Origin of the sequence: Shewanella polaris (assembly GCF_006385555.1) — a bacterium.
GTDB classification, from domain to species: domain Bacteria; phylum Pseudomonadota; class Gammaproteobacteria; order Enterobacterales; family Shewanellaceae; genus Shewanella; species Shewanella polaris.
The window spans coordinates 1,960,218-1,979,562 of the sequence record NZ_CP041036.1; the positions used below are offsets into that span (position 1 = coordinate 1,960,218).

21 protein-coding genes are annotated in these 19,345 nt (G+C 39.3%); 5 read left to right on the forward strand and 16 right to left on the reverse strand.

Going from position 1 to position 19,345, the window contains the following annotated elements; all coding sequences use genetic code 11:
- Positions 1 to 6 precede the first annotated feature (6 nt).
- Positions 7 to 717, forward strand: coding sequence for a DnaA inactivator Hda (gene hda / locus FH971_RS08620; protein ID WP_140234020.1), 711 nt, complete (start codon positions 7 to 9; stop codon positions 715 to 717).
- A gap of 89 nt (positions 718 to 806) precedes the next feature.
- On the opposite strand, the gene FH971_RS08625 is transcribed toward hda, so the two are convergent.
- The 3 genes from FH971_RS08625 to bepA all read right to left on the reverse strand — a co-directional run bounded on the left by FH971_RS08625 (position 807) and on the right by bepA (position 3,080).
- Entirely contained in the window at positions 807 to 1,181 is a 375-nt protein-coding gene (locus FH971_RS08625; RefSeq protein WP_140234021.1) for a DUF2069 domain-containing protein, read from the reverse strand.
- Between the two features lie 11 nt (positions 1,182 to 1,192).
- Positions 1,193 to 1,549 carry an arsenate reductase (glutaredoxin) gene (arsC, locus tag FH971_RS08630; protein ID WP_140234022.1) on the reverse strand — a complete coding sequence of 119 codons (357 nt, stop codon included), beginning with the start codon at positions 1,547 to 1,549 and terminating at the stop codon, positions 1,193 to 1,195.
- Positions 1,550 to 1,646: 97 nt separating this feature from the next.
- Positions 1,647 to 3,080, reverse strand: coding sequence for a beta-barrel assembly-enhancing protease (gene bepA, locus FH971_RS08635; protein ID WP_240778494.1), 1,434 nt, complete (start codon positions 3,078 to 3,080; stop codon positions 1,647 to 1,649).
- 163 nt (positions 3,081 to 3,243) lie between these two features.
- Here bepA and FH971_RS08640 point away from each other — a divergent pair, with 163 nt between their 5' ends.
- Both FH971_RS08640 and FH971_RS08645 read left to right on the forward strand, forming a co-directional pair.
- The gene (locus FH971_RS08640; protein WP_137220986.1) at positions 3,244 to 3,459 is read left to right on the forward strand and encodes a sulfurtransferase TusA family protein; all 216 of its coding nucleotides are present in this window, start codon (positions 3,244 to 3,246) and stop codon (positions 3,457 to 3,459) included.
- 32 nt (positions 3,460 to 3,491) lie between these two features.
- Complete coding sequence (locus FH971_RS08645) at positions 3,492 to 4,574, forward strand: AI-2E family transporter (protein WP_140234023.1); 1,083 nt, start codon at positions 3,492 to 3,494, stop codon at positions 4,572 to 4,574.
- A 228-nt stretch (positions 4,575 to 4,802) separates the two neighbouring features.
- On the opposite strand, the gene FH971_RS08650 is transcribed toward FH971_RS08645, so the two are convergent.
- From FH971_RS08650 to FH971_RS08710, 13 genes are all read right to left on the reverse strand, one after another.
- Positions 4,803 to 5,039, reverse strand: a complete 237-nt coding sequence (locus FH971_RS08650; protein ID WP_137220982.1) for a DUF2897 family protein — start codon at positions 5,037 to 5,039, stop codon at positions 4,803 to 4,805.
- A gap of 74 nt (positions 5,040 to 5,113) precedes the next feature.
- Positions 5,114 to 5,851, reverse strand: coding sequence for an 8-amino-3,8-dideoxy-manno-octulosonate cytidylyltransferase KdsB (kdsB, locus tag FH971_RS08655; protein WP_137220980.1), 738 nt, complete (start codon positions 5,849 to 5,851; stop codon positions 5,114 to 5,116).
- An 87-nt stretch (positions 5,852 to 5,938) separates the two neighbouring features.
- Positions 5,939 to 7,009, reverse strand: a complete 1,071-nt coding sequence (gene kdnB / locus FH971_RS08660; RefSeq protein WP_140234024.1) for a 3-deoxy-alpha-D-manno-octulosonate 8-oxidase KdnB — start codon at positions 7,007 to 7,009, stop codon at positions 5,939 to 5,941.
- 72 nt (positions 7,010 to 7,081) lie between these two features.
- Positions 7,082 to 8,266, reverse strand: coding sequence for an 8-amino-3,8-dideoxy-alpha-D-manno-octulosonate transaminase KdnA (gene kdnA / locus FH971_RS08665; RefSeq protein ID WP_137220976.1), 1,185 nt, complete (start codon positions 8,264 to 8,266; stop codon positions 7,082 to 7,084).
- Between the two features lie 200 nt (positions 8,267 to 8,466).
- Entirely contained in the window at positions 8,467 to 9,084 is a 618-nt protein-coding gene (can, locus tag FH971_RS08670; RefSeq protein ID WP_137220974.1) for a carbonate dehydratase, read from the reverse strand.
- A gap of 107 nt (positions 9,085 to 9,191) precedes the next feature.
- Positions 9,192 to 10,040: an alpha/beta fold hydrolase gene (locus FH971_RS08675; protein WP_140234025.1), complete on the reverse strand. Its 849-nt coding sequence runs from the start codon at positions 10,038 to 10,040 to the stop codon at positions 9,192 to 9,194.
- Between the two features lie 16 nt (positions 10,041 to 10,056).
- The gene (locus FH971_RS08680; RefSeq protein ID WP_140234026.1) at positions 10,057 to 10,785 is read right to left on the reverse strand and encodes a M15 family metallopeptidase; all 729 of its coding nucleotides are present in this window, start codon (positions 10,783 to 10,785) and stop codon (positions 10,057 to 10,059) included.
- Positions 10,776 to 11,909, reverse strand: coding sequence for a succinyl-diaminopimelate desuccinylase (dapE, locus tag FH971_RS08685; protein WP_140234027.1), 1,134 nt, complete (start codon positions 11,907 to 11,909; stop codon positions 10,776 to 10,778). Before dapE ends, FH971_RS08680 begins: the two co-directional genes overlap by 10 nt.
- Entirely contained in the window at positions 11,909 to 12,250 is a 342-nt protein-coding gene (locus FH971_RS08690; RefSeq protein WP_140234028.1) for an ArsC family reductase, read from the reverse strand. Before FH971_RS08690 ends, dapE begins: the two co-directional genes overlap by 1 nt.
- A gap of 275 nt (positions 12,251 to 12,525) precedes the next feature.
- Positions 12,526 to 13,035: a PTS glucose transporter subunit IIA gene (gene crr, locus FH971_RS08695; protein ID WP_137220963.1), complete on the reverse strand. Its 510-nt coding sequence runs from the start codon at positions 13,033 to 13,035 to the stop codon at positions 12,526 to 12,528.
- A 69-nt stretch (positions 13,036 to 13,104) separates the two neighbouring features.
- Complete coding sequence (ptsP, locus tag FH971_RS08700) at positions 13,105 to 14,838, reverse strand: phosphoenolpyruvate--protein phosphotransferase (RefSeq protein ID WP_140234029.1); 1,734 nt, start codon at positions 14,836 to 14,838, stop codon at positions 13,105 to 13,107.
- A gap of 12 nt (positions 14,839 to 14,850) precedes the next feature.
- Positions 14,851 to 15,108: an HPr family phosphocarrier protein gene (locus FH971_RS08705; RefSeq protein WP_140234030.1), complete on the reverse strand. Its 258-nt coding sequence runs from the start codon at positions 15,106 to 15,108 to the stop codon at positions 14,851 to 14,853.
- Positions 15,109 to 15,494: 386 nt separating this feature from the next.
- The gene (locus FH971_RS08710) at positions 15,495 to 17,111 is read right to left on the reverse strand and encodes a methyl-accepting chemotaxis protein (RefSeq protein WP_140234031.1); all 1,617 of its coding nucleotides are present in this window, start codon (positions 17,109 to 17,111) and stop codon (positions 15,495 to 15,497) included.
- A 277-nt stretch (positions 17,112 to 17,388) separates the two neighbouring features.
- Between FH971_RS08710 and FH971_RS08715 the strand changes: the two genes are divergently transcribed.
- Positions 17,389 to 18,099, forward strand: a complete 711-nt coding sequence (locus tag FH971_RS08715; RefSeq protein WP_140234032.1) for a DUF3334 family protein — start codon at positions 17,389 to 17,391, stop codon at positions 18,097 to 18,099.
- 86 nt (positions 18,100 to 18,185) lie between these two features.
- Positions 18,186 to 19,223, forward strand: a complete 1,038-nt coding sequence (locus tag FH971_RS08720; protein WP_140234033.1) for a LacI family DNA-binding transcriptional regulator — start codon at positions 18,186 to 18,188, stop codon at positions 19,221 to 19,223.
- Positions 19,224 to 19,345 lie beyond the last annotated feature (122 nt).

Here is a 19,345-nt window from a genome sequence, read left to right on the forward strand (position 1 = left end):
ATCTGAGTGACACAAAACTCACCGAGACAATTATCTTTACCCGTTTATTTACCTGACGATGAAACCTTTCAAAGTTATTATCCTGCCTCGGGTAATGATGAGTTGATCCAAAAACTTCAGTCGGTTGCTGAAGGAACATTGGTTTCTTCTTTATATATTTATGGCCCAGAAAAATCTGGCCGAACTCATTTAATGCATGCAGCTTGTGCTCTTGCCAACGATTTAGAACGTCGCACTTTATATATTCCATTGGGTATCCATGCAAGTATATCCCCAGCCTTATTTGAAGGTCTAGAATCTCTTGAATTGATTTGTATTGATGATATTGAAGCCATAGCTGGCCATCCGGTATGGGAAGAGGCTATTTTTCACTTGTATAATCGTATTGCAGAGCAACAAGATTGTCGCTTGATTGTCAGCGGTAAAGCTTCACCTTCTGAAACGGGTTTTTTATTGCCAGATCTGGTCTCTCGTATGCAGTGGGGATTGATTTACCAACTGCAACCAATGGCGGATGAAGAAAAACTGGTTGCTTTGCAACGCCGTGCAGCTATGCGTGGCTTACAGTTATCTGATGAAGTAGGGCGCTTTTTGCTAACACGTATGGCTCGTGATTTACGTACCTTGTTTGATGTACTCGATAAGCTTGATAAAGCGTCTATGGTACATCAACGTAAACTGACTATTCCGTTTATTAAAGAAATGCTTAGGCTTTAAACATTACTCATCTTTATTACTGATAGCAAAAACGCCAAATGAATACATTTGGCGTTTTTATTTATTTGTTGTAAACCGTCGTTATTAGGCTATTTCTCGGACTTTTTCTTTAATCCTAGCCCCAGTTCTCGACCGCGTTTACGGGCGTAAAATGGAAAAGTGACTAATAACACTCCAATAAGTACCGATTCAATTACCGCAAATACTAGGGCGTCGGTAGTGATATAAGCCAGAGTTAATCCATGTAATAAATACAAACACAGAATAAAACTCGCCCATGCATAAGTGTATGGATTACCTGTTAATACACCTTTTAGTGGGAACAGTAAGGGTACAATCCAAACTAGGCTAAAACCCAGTGAGTAGGTTCCGTTTAAGCCTTGTTGAATAAACCAGCCACTTAATAGTAAGAGTAATGCAAGGTAACCGATACGACTTAATTGAAACAAAGTTTGAGAGGTCATTATTTTACTCGTTACAAAATAGACAAAACATTTTCAGGCGGACGACCAATTGCAGCTTTGTTGTTTGCTAACACAATCGGACGTTCAATTAATTTAGGTGTTGCCACCATTGCAGCGATGAGTTGCTCTTCTGATAACGAAGTATCCGCCAAATTTTGTGCTTTATACTCGTCTTCTTTGATGCGCATGAGCTGACGAGCCGTTAAGCCAAGTAGTTTTAACATCGTATGGATTTCAGCAATCGTTGGCGGTGTTTTTAAATATTCAACGACAGTAATATCCGCTCCATTTTCTTGCAGTAATGCTAGCGTTTCACGGCTTTTTGAGCAGCGGGGATTATGGTATATCGTTGCTTTTGTAGTTGTCATGGTCATAGTCCGTCATTAAATAATGGCAAACAATAAGTTGATTTATTGTTTGCCATTATTCTATCAAAGAATCACTTATAACGTGAAGTTATCACGGTTATTTTAATGCTTCCATTGCGCTATCTGCTTGTCTAAATTGTCTAATACGTGCCTCTATTCGGGCTAATTGTAACGTTTGTCCATCAGAATAACGATAAGCATAATTTAGTTGATCAATTGCACCTTTATAGTTGGCCGATAAAGCCATTAGTTCAGCATTGCTGTAGTATTCGAGTGCTTTATTGTCGAGCTTACGGTATGCATCGGCCATAATTTGATACGGAAGCATATTCTGTTTATCGAAAAAGATCAGCTCCTCTAAAAGTGGGATCGCTTTTTTAGGTTGATCGGCTTCGACATAAATATTAGCTAAGTTAGTGTTGATCACTTGAGAAGTTGGTTTTAATTTTTGCTGAGCTTCTAATAATGCTATTGCGTTTATATAGTCTTTTTTCTGAGCGAGTAAGTCTGTTTTGGTGTCGATGTAAAATAAATTGTTGTCATCTTGTTTAAGTAATTGATCGATAATTATTTCAGCTTGATCAAACTTTTCTAGTCGGAAAAGGGCTAAGGCTTTGCCATAAAGTGCCGCTTCTTTAAAAGCATATTCGTTCTTTTTTAGCTGTTGTTCAAATAAAGACAACGCAGCATCATCACTTAAGCTTGAAAATCGTACTTGAATACGGGCTTTAGCTAACTGAAAATTAAGGCTATTGGGTATATAGTGCTTCGGATACTGAGCCGCTCTGTTACGCGCCTCTGTAATACGAGATTCTGGTAAAGGGTGGGTCAGTAACATTTGTGGTGGTGTGGTCGTAAAGCGATAACGAATGGCTAGTTGACCAAAAAATGTTGCTGCAGCATTGGGATCGAATCCGGCGTCGACAAGAATTTGCATTCCAATACGGTCAGCTTCTTGTTCATTTGAACGAGTATAGTTAATTTTTGCTTGCGAAGATAAAGCTTGGGTTGTCGCTAATGCAGCCATACCTGCTTGAGGTGCTGCGATGGTTAATAAAATAGCCCCTAACATCCCCACAATAGTCGCTGTCGACGTTTTTTGCTGTGCTTCTAGCGATCGAGCTAGATGGCGTTGAGTGACGTGGGTAATTTCGTGAGCTAGTACTGATGCTAATTCACTTTCATTATCTGCATTTAAAAATAAGCCAGTATGAACGCCAACATGACCACCAAAAAATGCAAATGCGTTAATTTCATCATTGCGGAGTAGAAAAAAGTAAAAAGGTGTTTTAACTCCGGTGGCATTCGCAACCAGCTTATTACCCAATTCTGATAAATATTGATTTAGCACCGGGTCATTGAGTACTGGAGCCGATGAGCGAATAACGCGCATATAGGCGTCACCATAAACGGTTTCTTTTTCTAAACTAAAAGTATTTACCGCAGCAGTGCCAAGATCTGGAAGATCATTGTTGGCAAAACTGTGACCGATACTGGCGGCAAATAACACGCTAATGGCACTAGCGGTCAGTGATTTTGAAAAGGTTGATAATGATAATTTACTCAAGCGAAACCTTTAATGATAATTGAATCGAAAATTTAAGCTTAACCAACAAGTTTGCTTAAATTACATTGCTTGTGGTTTATTGTCCAAGCTAGGATAATAGCCATAGATTGTGTAAAGCAAGTTGATAATGATTTTAATTGATTTAACACCCTATGTTTGCCCTTATCCTTTGGTAAAAGTTAAACTTTTACTGAAGCAAATGAAAGTGGGTGAACAATTACATATACTCTTATCAGACCCCGGTTCACGTCGAGATGTTCCCCTGTTGATAAAAAAAATGGGTTTTGGTATTGAAATCATTGCAGATCAAACGCATTGCTTGTCATTTATCATCACCAAATAAATTGATATTGTTTAAATAAAAAAGGTTTTTCAATGCTGGAATTTTTATCTGATTGGTACAAAACCCGTTTTAGTGATCCCCAAGCTATCACATTAATGTTTATCATTATCGGGATTGGTCTTGCATTATACTTTGGTGCTGGTTTGCTTGCACCTTTACTTGTCGCATTGGTATTAGCTTTTTTATTAGAGTGGCCAGTAGCCCAGATGTCTCGGTTGGGTATAAGTAGAACGGCGGCTGCCTCAATTGTTTTGGTGGTTTTTTTGGGGCTAATGCTGATATTAATGTTGGGGTTGGTGCCGAGTATTTGGCGCCAAGGAGTGTCATTAGTTACTGATTTACCTTCTATGATCGATAAAGGCATGTTAATCGTTAGAGAGTTTAGTGCCGAACACCCTCAATTTGTGAGTTCATCACAACTGGATTCGATGATGGAAGAAATCAACAAGATGCTTGATACACAACATCTTATTGATTTAGGAAAACAAATTTTAGGTTATTCTGCGTCATTATTAGTGTTAATGGTGTACGTGATTTTAGTACCATTATTAGTGTTTTTCTTTTTAAAAGACAAAGACTATTTGCTTAAAGGCAGTAAACGTTTTTTCCCGACTAACCGTGGTTTAGCCAGTAAAGTATGGTTTGAAATGGACCAACAAATTTTCAATTATATTCGCGGCAAGGTGATAGAGATTGTGATTGTTGGCGTAGCCAGTTATATCTTTTTTGCCATCATGGGACTGCGATATTCAGCATTATTAGGCGTTCTAACCGGATTGTCAGTGTTAATTCCGTATGTTGGTGCAACATTGGTGACATTGCCTATTCTGTTAGTGGCTTTTTTCCAGTGGGGATTTAGTGCTGAGTTTGGTTACTTAATGTTGGGCTATGGTATTATTCAGGCCTTAGACGGAAACTTGATAGTACCATTATTATTTTCTGATGCAGTAGATTTACATCCTGTGGTGATCATAGCTGCCGTGTTGGTATTTGGTGGCTTATGGGGCGTATGGGGAGTGTTTTTTGCCATACCGTTGGCTTCATTGGTGAAAGCCGTGATAAATTCGTGGCCAAATAATCAAGAACATCAACGAGTCAGATTAGACAGTGAATAATGGTTCGGACGTACTATTAAATTAACCTGATATAGCATTATAACTATCAAAGCTAACGCCATTATGGGGTTAGCTTTTTTATTTTAATGCTGAGTAGGTATGCCATATTTATGGTGTCGCTAATATGGTTATAGCCGTGATAAAAACAATAAATAATAGCTCATTGATTACTGGGTAATTTGCATTTGTAATGTGTTATTTATGCTGCCTTGATATATCCATCGATCACTATAGCGTTTTATCTTTGCTGTCTTTATTGTCTTCTGTAGAAGGTTCTTCAGGAAGTGGCTTGTCAGCAGGTTTTTCCGAACTATCTTTTTGCACTGGTTTAAGTGTTTTGTCTTTGTGTTCGCCAAATTGTGGCATTTTAAATTTTGCCGAATACTTTAATACTGCAATATTACTGGCGATAACACCGATGACTAAAATGATAATTAGCCATACTTCATAGCCTTCTAAATTCATAGCAAACTCCAGTTTAATCTTGGTATTATTTAGCCGTGTTTAACATAAAAGCACGGCTAGATATTACATTTTTCTTAATCAACGGCTAAGCGTAATTCACACTTACGTATATCTTCAGGGGTGTCAACTTCTGGAGAATCAAATGCGCTGATAGCAATTTTAATTGTGTGACCGTATTCTAGTGCACGTAATTGTTCCAATTTCTCTATGTCTTCAAGCTTACCTAAAGGTAACTTAGCAAAGGCATTTACAAAACGCTTAGTGTAGGCATAAATGCCTAAATGTTTGTAAACAGGATAATCATTAGTATCTCGACCAAATGGGATACGAGCCCGAGAGAAATATAATGCATTAAAGTTATTATCGAATACCATTTTTACATGCAATGGATCGTCTAACTCTTTTCTATCTACAATTTCAAAACCTAAGGTAGCCATTTCAAACTCACCAGGGTGACGTTTGAAAAGAGTGACAATTTGTTCAATTGATATAGGATCAATAAGCGGTTGATCGCCTTGTAAATTAACAACTAGATCGTCATCGCTAAGACCAAGTTGTTCAATAGCATCATTAATACGGTCGGTACCTGAGGCTGCATCAGGGCTGGTCATTACGACTTTACCGCCGAAAGATTCAACCGCATCTTTAATACGATCATCATCAGTGGCAACATAGATACCGTCTAATCCTTTTGCCAATGAGGCGCGTTCATAAACATGTTGGATCATGGGTTTGCCATTAATCGGGGCTAGCGGCTTGCCCGGGAAACGGCTTGAACCATAACGCGCCGGGATTAATAGAATAACTTTCATTAATATAACCTACTTGTAGTTGTACAATGGTATAGACAATAAATAAAAGGGCTCATAAGAGCCCTTTATGACTGAACTTGTCGTTTATTATATACGACGGAATAACGTCGTTAGCATTTCATCAGTCACTTTTTCTTGCCAAGTTTTACCGTAAACATTTTCCCATAATGGTCCCATGCTCTTGGTCACTGAAACCATTTTAGCAATGGTTTCATCTGGCAAATCTTTGCAGATGTTTTTTGGCAGCGTGATGTTGTGCTTCTTCATCATGTTACGGAATTCCGCTACACCTTCAGGATAGAATTCTTCTAATACGTCAAAGGCGATACAGTTACCAATACCATGGTGATAACCTAGGATATAAGATAAGCCGTAAGATACAGCATGACATGCACCAACTTGGCTGTATGCTATACTCATGCCGCCCATAAATGACGCCATCATTAGCTTGTCATCTTTTTCTGGATGATCTTCAATGTAAACTTGACGGCATAAATCCATGGCTTTTTCAGCATAAGATTTAGAAAACTCGTTTAAGAATGTGCCTTGCAATGATTCAACGCAATGGATATAACAATCCATACCTGTGTAGAACCATTGATCAGTTTCAACACCATCGATTAATTCTGAGTCCATGATGATTTGGTCAAATACAGTGTAATCAGAATTCAATCCTAATTTACGAACCGGTCCGCATAATACCGCTGTACGAGATGCTTCTGCACCAGTACCTGAAATAGTCGGTATACCAATGTGGTGGATGGCAGGATTTTTAATTAAATCCCAACCTTGATACATTGCTGAGCCGCCTGGGTTGGTCAACATTAATGAAACGGCTTTAGCCACATCCATTGTTGCACCACCGCCTAAACCGACTACACTCACTGGGTTTTGGCTGTTATAGGCTTGAACTTGTTCTGTTAATGTATCGATTTGTATTGTGCTTGGCTCATCATCAACATTAACCCAAATAATAATATCTTGGTCTTTAGTGGGAATGCGAGCTTCTAAGGCTTTACCTTTATGTACGTCATCAACTAAAAATACCACAAAACTATCATCACTAGTACGTTGTGCTGCTAATACATCATCAAGCTGAGCAAAAGAGCCACGGCCGAAGATCATTTTTTCAACTACTTTAAAATTCTTAAAACTCATTACAACAGTCTCCATTGAGATAAATACTGTAAAAAGTGCCCCACAGACATCATTGGGTGAAGGGCATTAATGCTAGGCAAAAGCTCGTTTGATGTTTTCAATACGTTCAGCAATCTGTTCTTCAGTCCAAGATAACTTAATTAGCATCGAAATGGTGCGGCTTATGATAGCGTCTGATTTTGGTGTCTTGATTTGAGTATAGTCAGGACGGTTTTCAATTAGCATAATTGGCAGTGCCGCTGGCGATTTAAGTTCTTGGATGTGTTTCCAATTCTTTAGGTAATGCCAGTTGTTAATATACCAATAAAAACAACCATCAACTTTGTTGGCTGCCAACTTTTTATTAATTTCTTGGGTACGTTCTTCTGTTGGTAAGAAGAAGGTTAAGAAACCCGCTGAATCGCCTTCAGGATCAGGGATTTCGCGGAAAGTGACCTCTGGAATTGTTGCCATTGCATCTTTGATGGTTTTCTTATTCTTGCGTTGAATCGCAATGATCTTATCTAATTTTCGTAACTGTGCTAAACCCATCGCGGCATTCATTTCAGAGATACGGAAGTTTAATCCCATAATAGGGTGGCTTTCAGCACCGCGATCGCTTCCTACATGGTCGTGACCGTGATCAGAAAACATGTGCGAGTAATTATAAATGTCGCTGTTATTGGTAATGATTGCTCCACCTTCACCACAGGTGATGGTTTTGACTGAGTCAAATGAGTAACAACCCACATCACCAATAGTACCTAATGCTTGGCCTTTATAACTACCACCAATAGCTTGACAGGCATCTTCTAAAATGAGCAAGTTATGCTTTTTACAGACGGCTTTGATTTCGTCCATTTTTGCCATAGAACCACACATGTGAACTAGGTTTATTGCCTTAGTACGTGGCGTGATAACGGCTTCGATGCCTTCTGGAGATAAACACAATGTTTCATCAATTTCTGCAAAAATAGGGACTGCGCCGGCCATAAATACAGCTTCAACAGAAGCCACAAAGGTAAATGGAGGAACAATCACTTCATCGCCTGCGCCAATGCCTGCTGCTGCCATCGCGGTTTGCAATGCTGCTGTACCGCTTGATACAAGGTGAGCGTGTTTAACGTTCATCTTTTCGCAAAGCAGTTGCTCCATGTCGCGGGTTTTCCAGCGATCATTGCGCATATGGTCGAAGTTGTAACGGAAGGTAAAACCGTTCTCCATTACGTCAGCAACTTCCTGCTTTTCTTCAGGACCAAATAATTCAAAACCAGGCATGGAAATAATCTCCTAAAAATTTTTGCGCATTATAGCGCCAAATAAACGCGCTAATTATAACGCCCTCTAAGGTGGTTCGCGACTTTTATTGCATATTTTTAATAACAAAAAACAAAGGCCTGCTAAAAAGCAGGCCTAAATATCTTTTATTTCAATCAAGGTGTGAGGCTAATAGCAAATAGACATTTATAGGGTAAGCTTTATGGTGCAATATTACGCCCGTTAGCACGATCTATTGTCACATCTAAATCGGTCAATAAACCATTATCAATACCATAAATCCATCCGTGAATGGCGACTTCTTGACCTCGGTCCCAAGCTTCTTGCACGATATTGGTCACCACCACATTAGAGACTTGCTCCATGACGTTAAGTTCACACAAACGGTCAAAGCGTTGTTGTTCTGTCATGGGTTCAAGCTCAGCTTCATAAATACGATGAATATCACGAAGATGGCCAAGCCAATTATCAATTAGACCCAAACGTTCATTATTCATGGCTGCACGAACGCCACCACAACCATAATGACCTACAACCATAATATGTTTTACTTTTAACACATCGACAGCATATTGTAGTACAGATAAGCAGTTTAAATCGGTGTGAATGACCATATTAGCGATATTACGATGAACAAAGACTTCGCCGGGTAATAGGTCAATAATTTGGTTTGATGGCACTCGGCTATCTGAACAGCCAATCCATAAGTACTCAGGATTTTGTTGTTTGGCAAGTTGTTCAAAAAACGTTGGATCTTCTTTATTGATCCGTTCAGCCCAACGGCGATTATTATCAAATAATGGTTTAAGAAGTTTCATTGGTGCTCAGATTATTCAGTATTTTACCAGTAAGGGCTTACTGGCAATATGTCATTTTCACGAGTATATCAGCAATGTTTGTCTATCTGGTCTATCCATTGCTTTGATTAATTAAAATTCACTTTGCTCAGAAAATCAACAAGATGCTGGTTAAAAAAATCAGATTTTTCGATATTAGCTAAGTGGCCAGCGTGTTCAATGTGCAATAACTGGCTGCCATCAATGCAATCGTGCATTAGATAACTTTCCAGTGCCGTTCGCAAATGACCCTGTAAACCGACCGCTATCAATGTCGGTAAGGTTAATGCTTCGACCGACTCTAGGGTGTCGCGTTTAAAAATAGCCATATTGGCAAACTTGAGTAACGGCGCAATTTGTGCTGGATTTACCTGAGTAAGTTGCTCGGTAAACAGCGACATCTCAATGGCTAAAGTCGAATCTTGGTGACTTAATTTACCAGCGTTTTTAGTGAAAAACATTTCACTAAGTGTCGTTGCTAATTCAGTTGAAATGGCTTGTTGGTTGGCTATTTGTGCCATATAGCCTTGATATTTAATACAGTTAACTTGTGGTTCAAAGCCAACAAAGCTATTGAGCATGACTAAACCATGGATCCGAGCAGGCGCCAGTAATACCATTTCTGTCGCTATCGCGCCGCCACTTCCGTGGCCGATTAACACGGAATTTTTTATTTCGAGCATGTCCATCAAGCTTAATATTTGCTGAGCAACATCTTGTAAGTTTTCACAGGCTTTAGGGATCGTTTGGCTTTGACCATGGCCCCAAAAATCAATTGCAATACAGCGATAATGCGCCGATAACGCGGCAATTTGAACCTGCCAAATTTGACTGTTAGCTAATAAGCCATGGCAAAAAATCAGTGCTGGGCCGTCACCTTTATCGACATAATGCAGTGGTTGGTTATCGATGATCTTGCAGGGTAATAACGTTGACATAAAGGATGGCTCATTTTCAAGTTAATTCACGCAGGCATTGAGCCGGAGAGGGCGCGACAAAAAATACATAGTGATTAACCAATTCGGTCAATCGTTCAAGTAACGACGATTGTAATGTTATTTCTGCAACAGACAATACTTTTGCTAGCTCGTCAGTGCGAAATTGACTTAAATATTGGTCGGCTACGGGGTAATAACTTAAATGCCAGGGTTCAGGGCTCACACCACTTTGTTGTGCTTGATAGGGGAAATAAAACCCATAAGTGTTTGCATGTTGAATAAGCCATTGGTGCAAAGCAAAACAAGGGCCTGTTGGTTGATATTCAGCACTAATAAGCTGCAGAGACTGCTTATTAATTTGTTTGGCATCAAACACGTCAATATCTGTGCCCCAATGATGCCTTGATGCACCAGGAAGTGCCGACCAAATTAAAATAGCGTCGATTAACTGTTGATTGGTTAGTAAGGCAAAATCGATAGGCTGCGATGCATTATTTAATAATGTACGTTCACCTTTAGCTTTGGCATTCCAAATATGTACCTGGCGGTCAAAAGGTCGGTAAGCCGAACACAACTGTAAATCTAAGCCCGCTTTTGCCGCTGCAAGTTGCATAGTGCAAAATGCAGCGGCCGTTTGTTTTTCAAGCAAAAAGTCCCCAACAGACAACATAAATTGACCATCTAGGCCATACAATTTACGTTGCAGTTGTGGAATATCAACATTGAATTGTTGGTTTAATTGCACAATAGTTTTTCCAAAATGCTTTGGTAGCAATTGGCTAATACTTCTAAATCAGATACTTTTACGCATTCATTCACTTTATGAATGGTGGCATTAACGGGGCCTAACTCAATAACTTGCGCGCCCGTTGGTGCAATAAAGCGTCCATCTGATGTGCCACCAGATGTTTGAGGGGCGGTGTCATAACCCGTGACTTCACGTATGGCTTCTCGAGTGGCATCAAGCAATGGGCCATCGCCAGTTAAAAAGGGTAAGCCGTTAAAAATCCAGTTAATATCGTAGTCTAAACCGTGGGCATCAAGAATGTTAACAACACGGGTAATTAATTCTTCAGCGGTGACTTCAGTTGAGTAACGGAAATTGAACATCACCTTAAGATCACCCGGGATCACATTTGATGCACCTGTACCGCCATTAATATTGGCTATTTGAAAACTAGTTGGTGGGAAAAACTCATTACCATTATCCCAATGCATTTGTGCCAGTTCTGTTAGTGCAGGCGTTGCATTATGAATTGGGTTATCGGCTAGATGCGGGTAAGCGACATGGCCCTGAATACCATTAACAGTTAAGTTGCCTGTTAAACTGCCACGACGACCATTTTTGACCACATCACCGAGCTTATGGGTTGAGGAAGGTTCGCCAACTAATGCCCACGTCATTTTTTCGTTACGTGCTTCAAGGGTATCAATAACGCGAGTGGTGCCATTAATAAATGGACCTTCTTCGTCACTGGTAATGAGAAATGCTATCGAACCATGATGATTGGGGTTTTTAGCCACAAAACGTTCGGTAGCGATTATCATAGCGGCCAATGAACCTTTCATGTCCGCCGCACCGCGACCATGTAAATAGTTATCTATAATAGTCGGTTCGAACGGTGGGGTGTGCCAACGGCTAAGGTCGCCTGTCGGGACTACATCAGTATGACCAGCAAAGCAAAACACAGGCTCACTATTACCACGCCTTGCCCACATATTAGTGGTATCTTCAAAAACCATAGGTTCAATATTAAAACCAATAGCGGCGAGTCGATTGGCCATCAAGGTTTGGCAACCTTCATCTAATGGTGTTACCGATGGTCGTGAAATCAGATCTTTTGCTAATTCAACTACGTCATTATTCATTATGCGAACCACGCTTGATATTCTGCTATTTTAAAGCCAACCAGTATCTTATCGTTGTTGACTAATACTGGGCGCTTGATCAGGGTAGGGTATTGCACCATTAAGGCAATCGCTTTGTCTTGGGTAATATCCGTTTTTTCAGCATCGGTTAAGTTACGAAAACTGGTACTGCGTTTATTAAATAAGGTTTCCCAACCGACGACATTAGCCCACTGTGCAACCGTTGTTTCACTTAAGCCGTCTTCACGAAAATCATGAAATGTATAATTTATTTTTTCAGCTTCAAGCCATTTACGAGCTTTACGAACCGTATCGCAATTTTTTATGCCATATAAGGTCAAAAGAATACTCCATTAATGTCAATTGGGTTGTCATCACAAGGACTGGCTATTTAGATAAGCCTGATAAGTACCTTAGGTAACATGGATTTCATTGAATGCGTTAGCAACATTGTGGCATTGTGAAGCGGCTTGAACAAGCCGAAGACGATGTTTCGAACATATTTCACAATCTGTAGCCTAGGGTAAATTAGCCGTAAGATTGCAAATTATTGTGTGGATAAATATTGGCAATAACCCTTGATTAGGCCAATTACATTGCCAATATTAATAGATTGCTACATTTGCACGGTAAAAATAATGTCTTTGCCTGCAATTACGCTACCTTGAGCTTTATCCAATTGTTTAACGTCTTCCATGTTGGCTAATACTACAGGCGTTAATAAACTGTCGACTTTACCGCGCAAATACGCCAAATCGAAAGACAAAATGGGCTCGCCAGCTTTAACTTGTTGTCCTTCTTCGGCTAAGCGTTTGAAGCCATTTCCTCTAAGTTCAACAGTGCCAACACCAAAGTGGACAAATAACTCTAAGCCTTGAGGAGACTCGATACTAAATGCATGATTTGTTTCAAATATCTTACCGATAGTGCCATCGATTGGAGCGACAATAAATTCGCCCTTAGGATTGATAGCGATGCCATCGCCGACAATTTTTTCAGCAAATACTACGTCTGGTACTTTTTCAATGGCAACAATATCACCAGATACAGGAGCATAAATTGCAATGCCGCCCGTTAATGGCGGTTGACCAGATATAAGTCGTCGAATACGGCTTAAAAATCCCATAAGAACAAGCCTCTTTTATTAATATTTTTATGCGGTTAATTGTAAACGCCTAGGTTAATTTTACCAACTTTATTTGCATATTGAATCGTAATCGTGTGCAAAAGCATTAATCGCTTTAGCAATATCATCAATACGGGTTAACGAAGCTACGTGTTGTGCATGCTCGACATATTGTTGATAATTACCTTTGATTAATGCCACTTTCACATCTAAAAAACTCGTTGGATTAATACTTAACTCGTCAAGTCCAAGTCCTATTAATAAAGGCAATACTTGCGGGTCACTGCCAAGTTCACCACACAATGACACACTCACATCAGTCTGTTTACAGTGGCTGATGGTTAAGGTAATGAGTTGTATTACCGCCGGGGACAATGGCGGATACTCTTTGGCTAAATTTGGATTGGTGCGATCGGCGGCTAACGTATATTGGGTTAAGTCATTGGTGCCAATACTGATAAAATCGAGGTGTGGCAACATGCTTGGCAGGTTGAGTACCGCTGCAGGTGTTTCAACAACAATCCCATAACTTATAGATCCAAAACTTTTTTGTTGTTCAATCAATTCAGCTTTAGCCTGTTCAATTAACACAAAGGCGGCTTCTAGCTCCTCTACTTGGCTTACCATAGGAAACATTAATCTAATGTTGCCATGACTTGCTGCTCGGAGTATGGCTTTAACTTGGGTAATAAAAGTGCGAGGGTGTGTCAAACTATAACGAATACCTCGAATACCAAGTGCTGGGTTATCTTCATTATCTTGGGTTAAGCAAGGGATCTCTTTATCTGCACCAATATCAAACGTTCTGATTGTGAGTACATTGCCTTCTAAGCTATGCACAGCATCGCAATAGAGTTTGTATTGCTGCTGTTCATCAGGCAATGCCTTGGCATTCATCAGCAAAAATTCAGTACGGAATAGACCAATACCTTGGGCCCCCACATCAGTGATATGAGATATTTCATTTAGATTGCCCACATTAGCCAGCAAAGTAACCCGATGACCATCAAGAGTTTGACTGGGTTTGTCTTTATAGATCATCAATGCTTGGCGACGCTGTAATTCTTGTTGTTGTTTTTGTTTTAATTGGTCAAAAAGCTCAGATGATGGAGCAATATGTAGCTCACCCGATATACCATCAAGAATAAGCTGAGTGTTATCTTTAATGGTGTTTTTAGATTGTGAAAATTGATAATTGAGTAATGCTGGAATACCTGCAGCCCGAGCGAGAATAGCAGTATGGCTGGTGAGGCCGCCAGATTCGAGGATAACTCCTGTTATGTGGGTTAGTGGCAATATGGCAAATTCTGCAGGAGTTAAATCATCTGCCAGTAAGATAGTGTCTTCTGTGAGAGTAGATAAATCCCATTGTAAATGACCATGTAATGCACTGGTAAGGCGTTTTGCCAAACAGATAATATCGTCACTTCGATTGGCTAAATAGGGGTCGTCTAGTGCTGACATTTTTGCTGCATGTTGATTAAAAATGCGATCAACTGCAACCGCTGCCCCCACTCTAAATTGGCTAATATGGAGATATAGTTGTTGCTGAAGCTCTTCATCTTCAAGCAACATAATGTCGCTATCAATTAATTGGAAATGATCACAATCTGGACACAGGTGATGTTGACAGTGGCGTAAATGAGCAATTAGATTGTTTATAGCCTGTGTGAGTTGCTGCTGCTCGAGGTTAATTTTTTCAGAAGATAGCAGTTTAAAATCCAGTGGTGGTAGTTGAGTCGTAATCGTCAGTGCTTTACCAAATGCGATACCTGCAGAAACAACTATTCCATTGATTGACATACAGTTATCCTATTAGCAGAGGGTAATCAATAGTGAGGCCATTTTATCAACGGCCGCTTCGGCATGTTCCCCAGAGGCTAATATCGTAACGGATACACCTTGATATAAACCTAAGGTTTGTAATTTAAATAAACTTTTGGCACTGGCTTGTTTACCATTACATTCGATTATAATGTCACAATCAAATTCTTTGGCCTCTTTAACCAGTAATGCCGCTGGACGAGTGTGAATACCGTGTGGAGCAACAATAGTGACCGTTTTTTGATACATAGACAACATACTCTGTAATGAATGACAACTAACTACGTAACTGATCCATTATGTTTTGATAATGGATCAGTTTGGTATCAATATTCATCTAATTAACATTTTAATTTCAATTGTTTAGTGCAACAACGTGCTGTCACTTACGCTTGAGTAATACGTTATAGGATTCAGATTAGTGCTCAGATATTTAACCTGACGGGCTTAATATACCCTAAAGTGATAATGGCTAAAAGTGATGTTCTATTCGAAATCGTTCCAAGAGCATTTTCTAGTCAATGAGCTAACATTGACTAATAATAATATTAGAAGATATATAGAAGTGTTATAGGAAGGTAATTACACTTTCTACGCCTAGGACTTAGCCTAAACGTAGAAAGTGTTGGTTAGCATTATATTTTAAATTGTCCTAGTGTCTGGCTCATATCTACGCTAACTGTTTGTAGTGATTGGGCCGCATGACTGTGGGTTTCGTTAGCCGCTAACGACAACTCAGTTAGTTCAGAAATGGTATTAATGTTTTTGTTAATATCTTCGGTTACTAACGCTTGTTCTTCAGTGGCACTAGCAAGTTGTGTTGTCATGCCACTAATATTATCAATAAGCGCTAAGATTTCGATAATTGCATCGCTAGATTGTACTGCTTTTGATTGCAACTGACCTGATTGGTTTTGTGTATGGGCAATACTGTCCATTACTGATTTAATGCCTGTCTGGATCTGACTAATAATTTTATTAATTTCATTGGTTGAAGACTGAGTTCTGTTGGCCAGCGCACGCACTTCATCAGCCACAACAGCAAATCCTCGACCATGTTCACCGGCTCTTGCTGCTTCAATAGCGGCATTAAGTGCGAGAAGGTTAGTTTGATCTGCAATGCTGCCAATCACATCAAGAATACTACCAATCTCAGCTGATGAATGGCTCAATGTTAGCGATACTGTTTCTGCTTGATGTAATTCGTCGACTAAGCTTTCTGTTTGTTCAACTGTTTGCTGCATCAATTTGTGATTTTGTTCTGCTTGATGTTTCACATTAGCCGCTCCGTCTGCAGCATCCTGAGTATTTCGAGCCATTTCTTGACTGGTCGATAGCATTTGGTTAATCGCGGCTGCAACACTTTGGGTTTCACTGTGTATTTGGTTGGCACTTTGATTCGACGATTTAACGGTATCTAATAAATGCACTGCTTCATCGCTTAATGTATGCCCAAGTGGCTGTAATGTGGCCACCATGTTGGCAATTTTAATCACGAAATCATTGAATGCATTTGCCAATGCCGCCACTTCATCATTGCCTTCTGTAGACAAACGCTGAGTAAGATCACCTTCTCCTTTAGCGATTTGTTCCATTGCATCAATGGTGATCTTGAGAGGCTGAGTGATGGAATGATTCAGTAATAAAAAGAATACAAAAATAGGAACAGCAATCACCATCATGATAATAAAGATATCAATGATGATCTCGGTCATACTCTGATTGACATCGTGAACATTCGACTGTGTCATTATGGTCCAGTTTTGTGCTGGATACTGCTGTGCTGCAACTAATACTGTCTGGGATTGATTTTGCTGATCGACAAAAGAGAATTCGGCTTGCGCATTTTGGTTGTTTTTGGCGGTAGCAATTAATTGTTGATAAGAATTTGAATCATTTGATTTTGTTAAATTGCCTACAGGTTTACCTATAGAGCTTTGATTTAATGGATTGACAATAATGTTATGTTGACTGTCGACAATGATAAATCCCTGATTTTCACTGACTTGAATGTGACTAGCAAACAGGCTTAATTCTTCGGACGTAGCATTTGGCTTGGCTAAATTGAAAGCATCAAGTGTGCTGCTTAATTGCTTGACTTGCCCTGAAATCTGTTTAAATTTTTCTTCAATTAAATGATTGTATTGTTCTTTAATCGAAAACGAACCGAAAACAACAGTGCCTATAGCAGCCAAAGCTAACATAATGAATAAACGCTTGAAAATTGTTAAGCGCCTTAATAATTTAATCATTATTAGTCCTAATTTAATGTATCCATACAAAACGTAAGGAAATTATATCTAAGATATAAAATAACGTAAGTCCAATGGCTTGCTTTTGTGAGCAGACTACACATTTTTACATTTGTGAGTCAAATGTATCCAGCATGTAAAAGCTATTGATTATCAGTTGATTAGTGAAATATTTGGTTTGATTGATTAATTAACATGCTAATCGATTGTTTTAATTTTGATTTTTTTTTGTTTTACCCGCAAGATTAGGTCAAATAATGAAAAAGGTAACATCACTATGAATGCATCTTTAACCGTCAACAATGATGATATTTTGCTTAAACTTTGTCATTCCGTTTCTCATGTGCTGTCAAGCACTAGTGCAAGTCAAATTAGTCATGCTGGCATGGTGCAAAGTATTTCTCGGACGCGTTTAAAACCGGATTTGTCTTGTTTCTCTATTTTCGATGGCGGTTTTTCTGGTTTAGTGGTAATTAACTTTTCCGCAGCATCAGCGATTGAGATTTACCGTCGTTATATGATCAACATGGGAATGCCAGAAACAGAATTAGCCTTTTCGCATACTTCAGATGATGTCAGTAATGTGATGGGCGAATTAATGAACCAAATTTTAGGTGATTTTATTGGCAAAATATCTAAAGAATTACAAACATCAATTAGCCAAAGTCAGCCTAAAATGCTGGTTATTAATAAAGAGCTAACTATTTCCGTTGATACTAACCTCGATAATGCCGTCGCAAGACGAGTATCATTTAAGACTGAAAATAATCATATTTTTTATCTTGAATTTGCTATGGATAAAACCGAATTTATTCGCTCAGCAGACTTTGAAGTTGATGAAGAATTTGACCTTGATTCGTTAATCGAAACTCACGGTCAACCATCGCAAGCCAAAACCGATAAAACAAAAGATGTGTTAAATGATCCTAATGTAAAAGGCCTTGTTGTAGATGATTCAGATGACTTGCTCAGCCAATTAGGCCTATAACCACAGTAATACCACCATTTTCAACTAGTTGATTTGGTGGTTTACTTTTAGTGGCAACGATAAAAAATAAAGGGCTAACTATAACAATGACATCTAAAGCGACTTCTATTGATATAGCTTACCGTGCAGGAGTGTCTCAATCGACTGTGTCTCGCGCGCTAAGAAACAGCCCGTTGGTCAATTTAGAAACCCGCCAGCGTATTCAAGTCATTGCAAAAGAGCTTAATTATAAAGTCGACAAAAATGCCAGTAATTTGCGGATGCAGAATAGTCAAACAATAGCCCTGTTAATTTGTGAAGATCCGACAAACGATGATTCAATGATTAATCCTTTTTTCTTATCAATGCTAGGTTCAATTACTCGTGCGACAGCTCAGCAAGGATATGATTTACTTGTATCATTTCAACAGCTCTCCAGTGATTGGCATGCTGACTATGAAGACAGCAACAAGGCCGATGGCATTATTTTGCTGGGCTATGGCGACTATGTAGACTATGCCCATAAGCTTGATAAACTGATTGAACAAAGTACTCATTTTGTTATTTGGGGCGCAGAGCACAATAATAAAGCGGTATTATCGATTGGTTGCGATAATCATCAAGGTGGCTTCATTGCCACTGAACATTTACTAAAGTTAGGGCGTAAACAGATTGCCTTCTTAGGTGACTCATCAAGTAGAAGTCCAGAGTTCAGAGACCGTTATTTAGGCCATATCGATGCGTTAATAAAACTCGCGATTAATGTAGATAAACAACTGCAGTACGATGCCATTAACACTGAGGCATCGGGATATGAGGCGGCTAATGAGCTGTTAGATAAAGGCGTTGCATTTGATGCCATTTTTACTGCCAGTGATTTGATTGCTATTGGCGCTATTCGAGCGCTTAAACAACGTGGTGTATTGGTTCCCGAGCAGGTTGCTGTTGTAGGTTATGATGATATTCCAATCGCCAGCTTTGCAAACCCAGCGCTCACTACCGTTAAACAAGATACTCGATTTGCTGGTGAAATTTTAGTCGAAAGTGTGCTCAAATTGATCCGCGGTCAAGAGGTTAGCCCACGATTAATTCAAACTAATCTTGTTATCCGTCATTCTTGTGGCGCAACCACTGATAACAGTTAGTACCGATATGACTGATTGAGGTGTTACAGATTAATATTGAACAAAAGGTGTAACAAAAAATCACCTTGGTTTAGTAAGTCAAAGCTTGAGATAGATAATGTATCTCAATCATATTGATAACA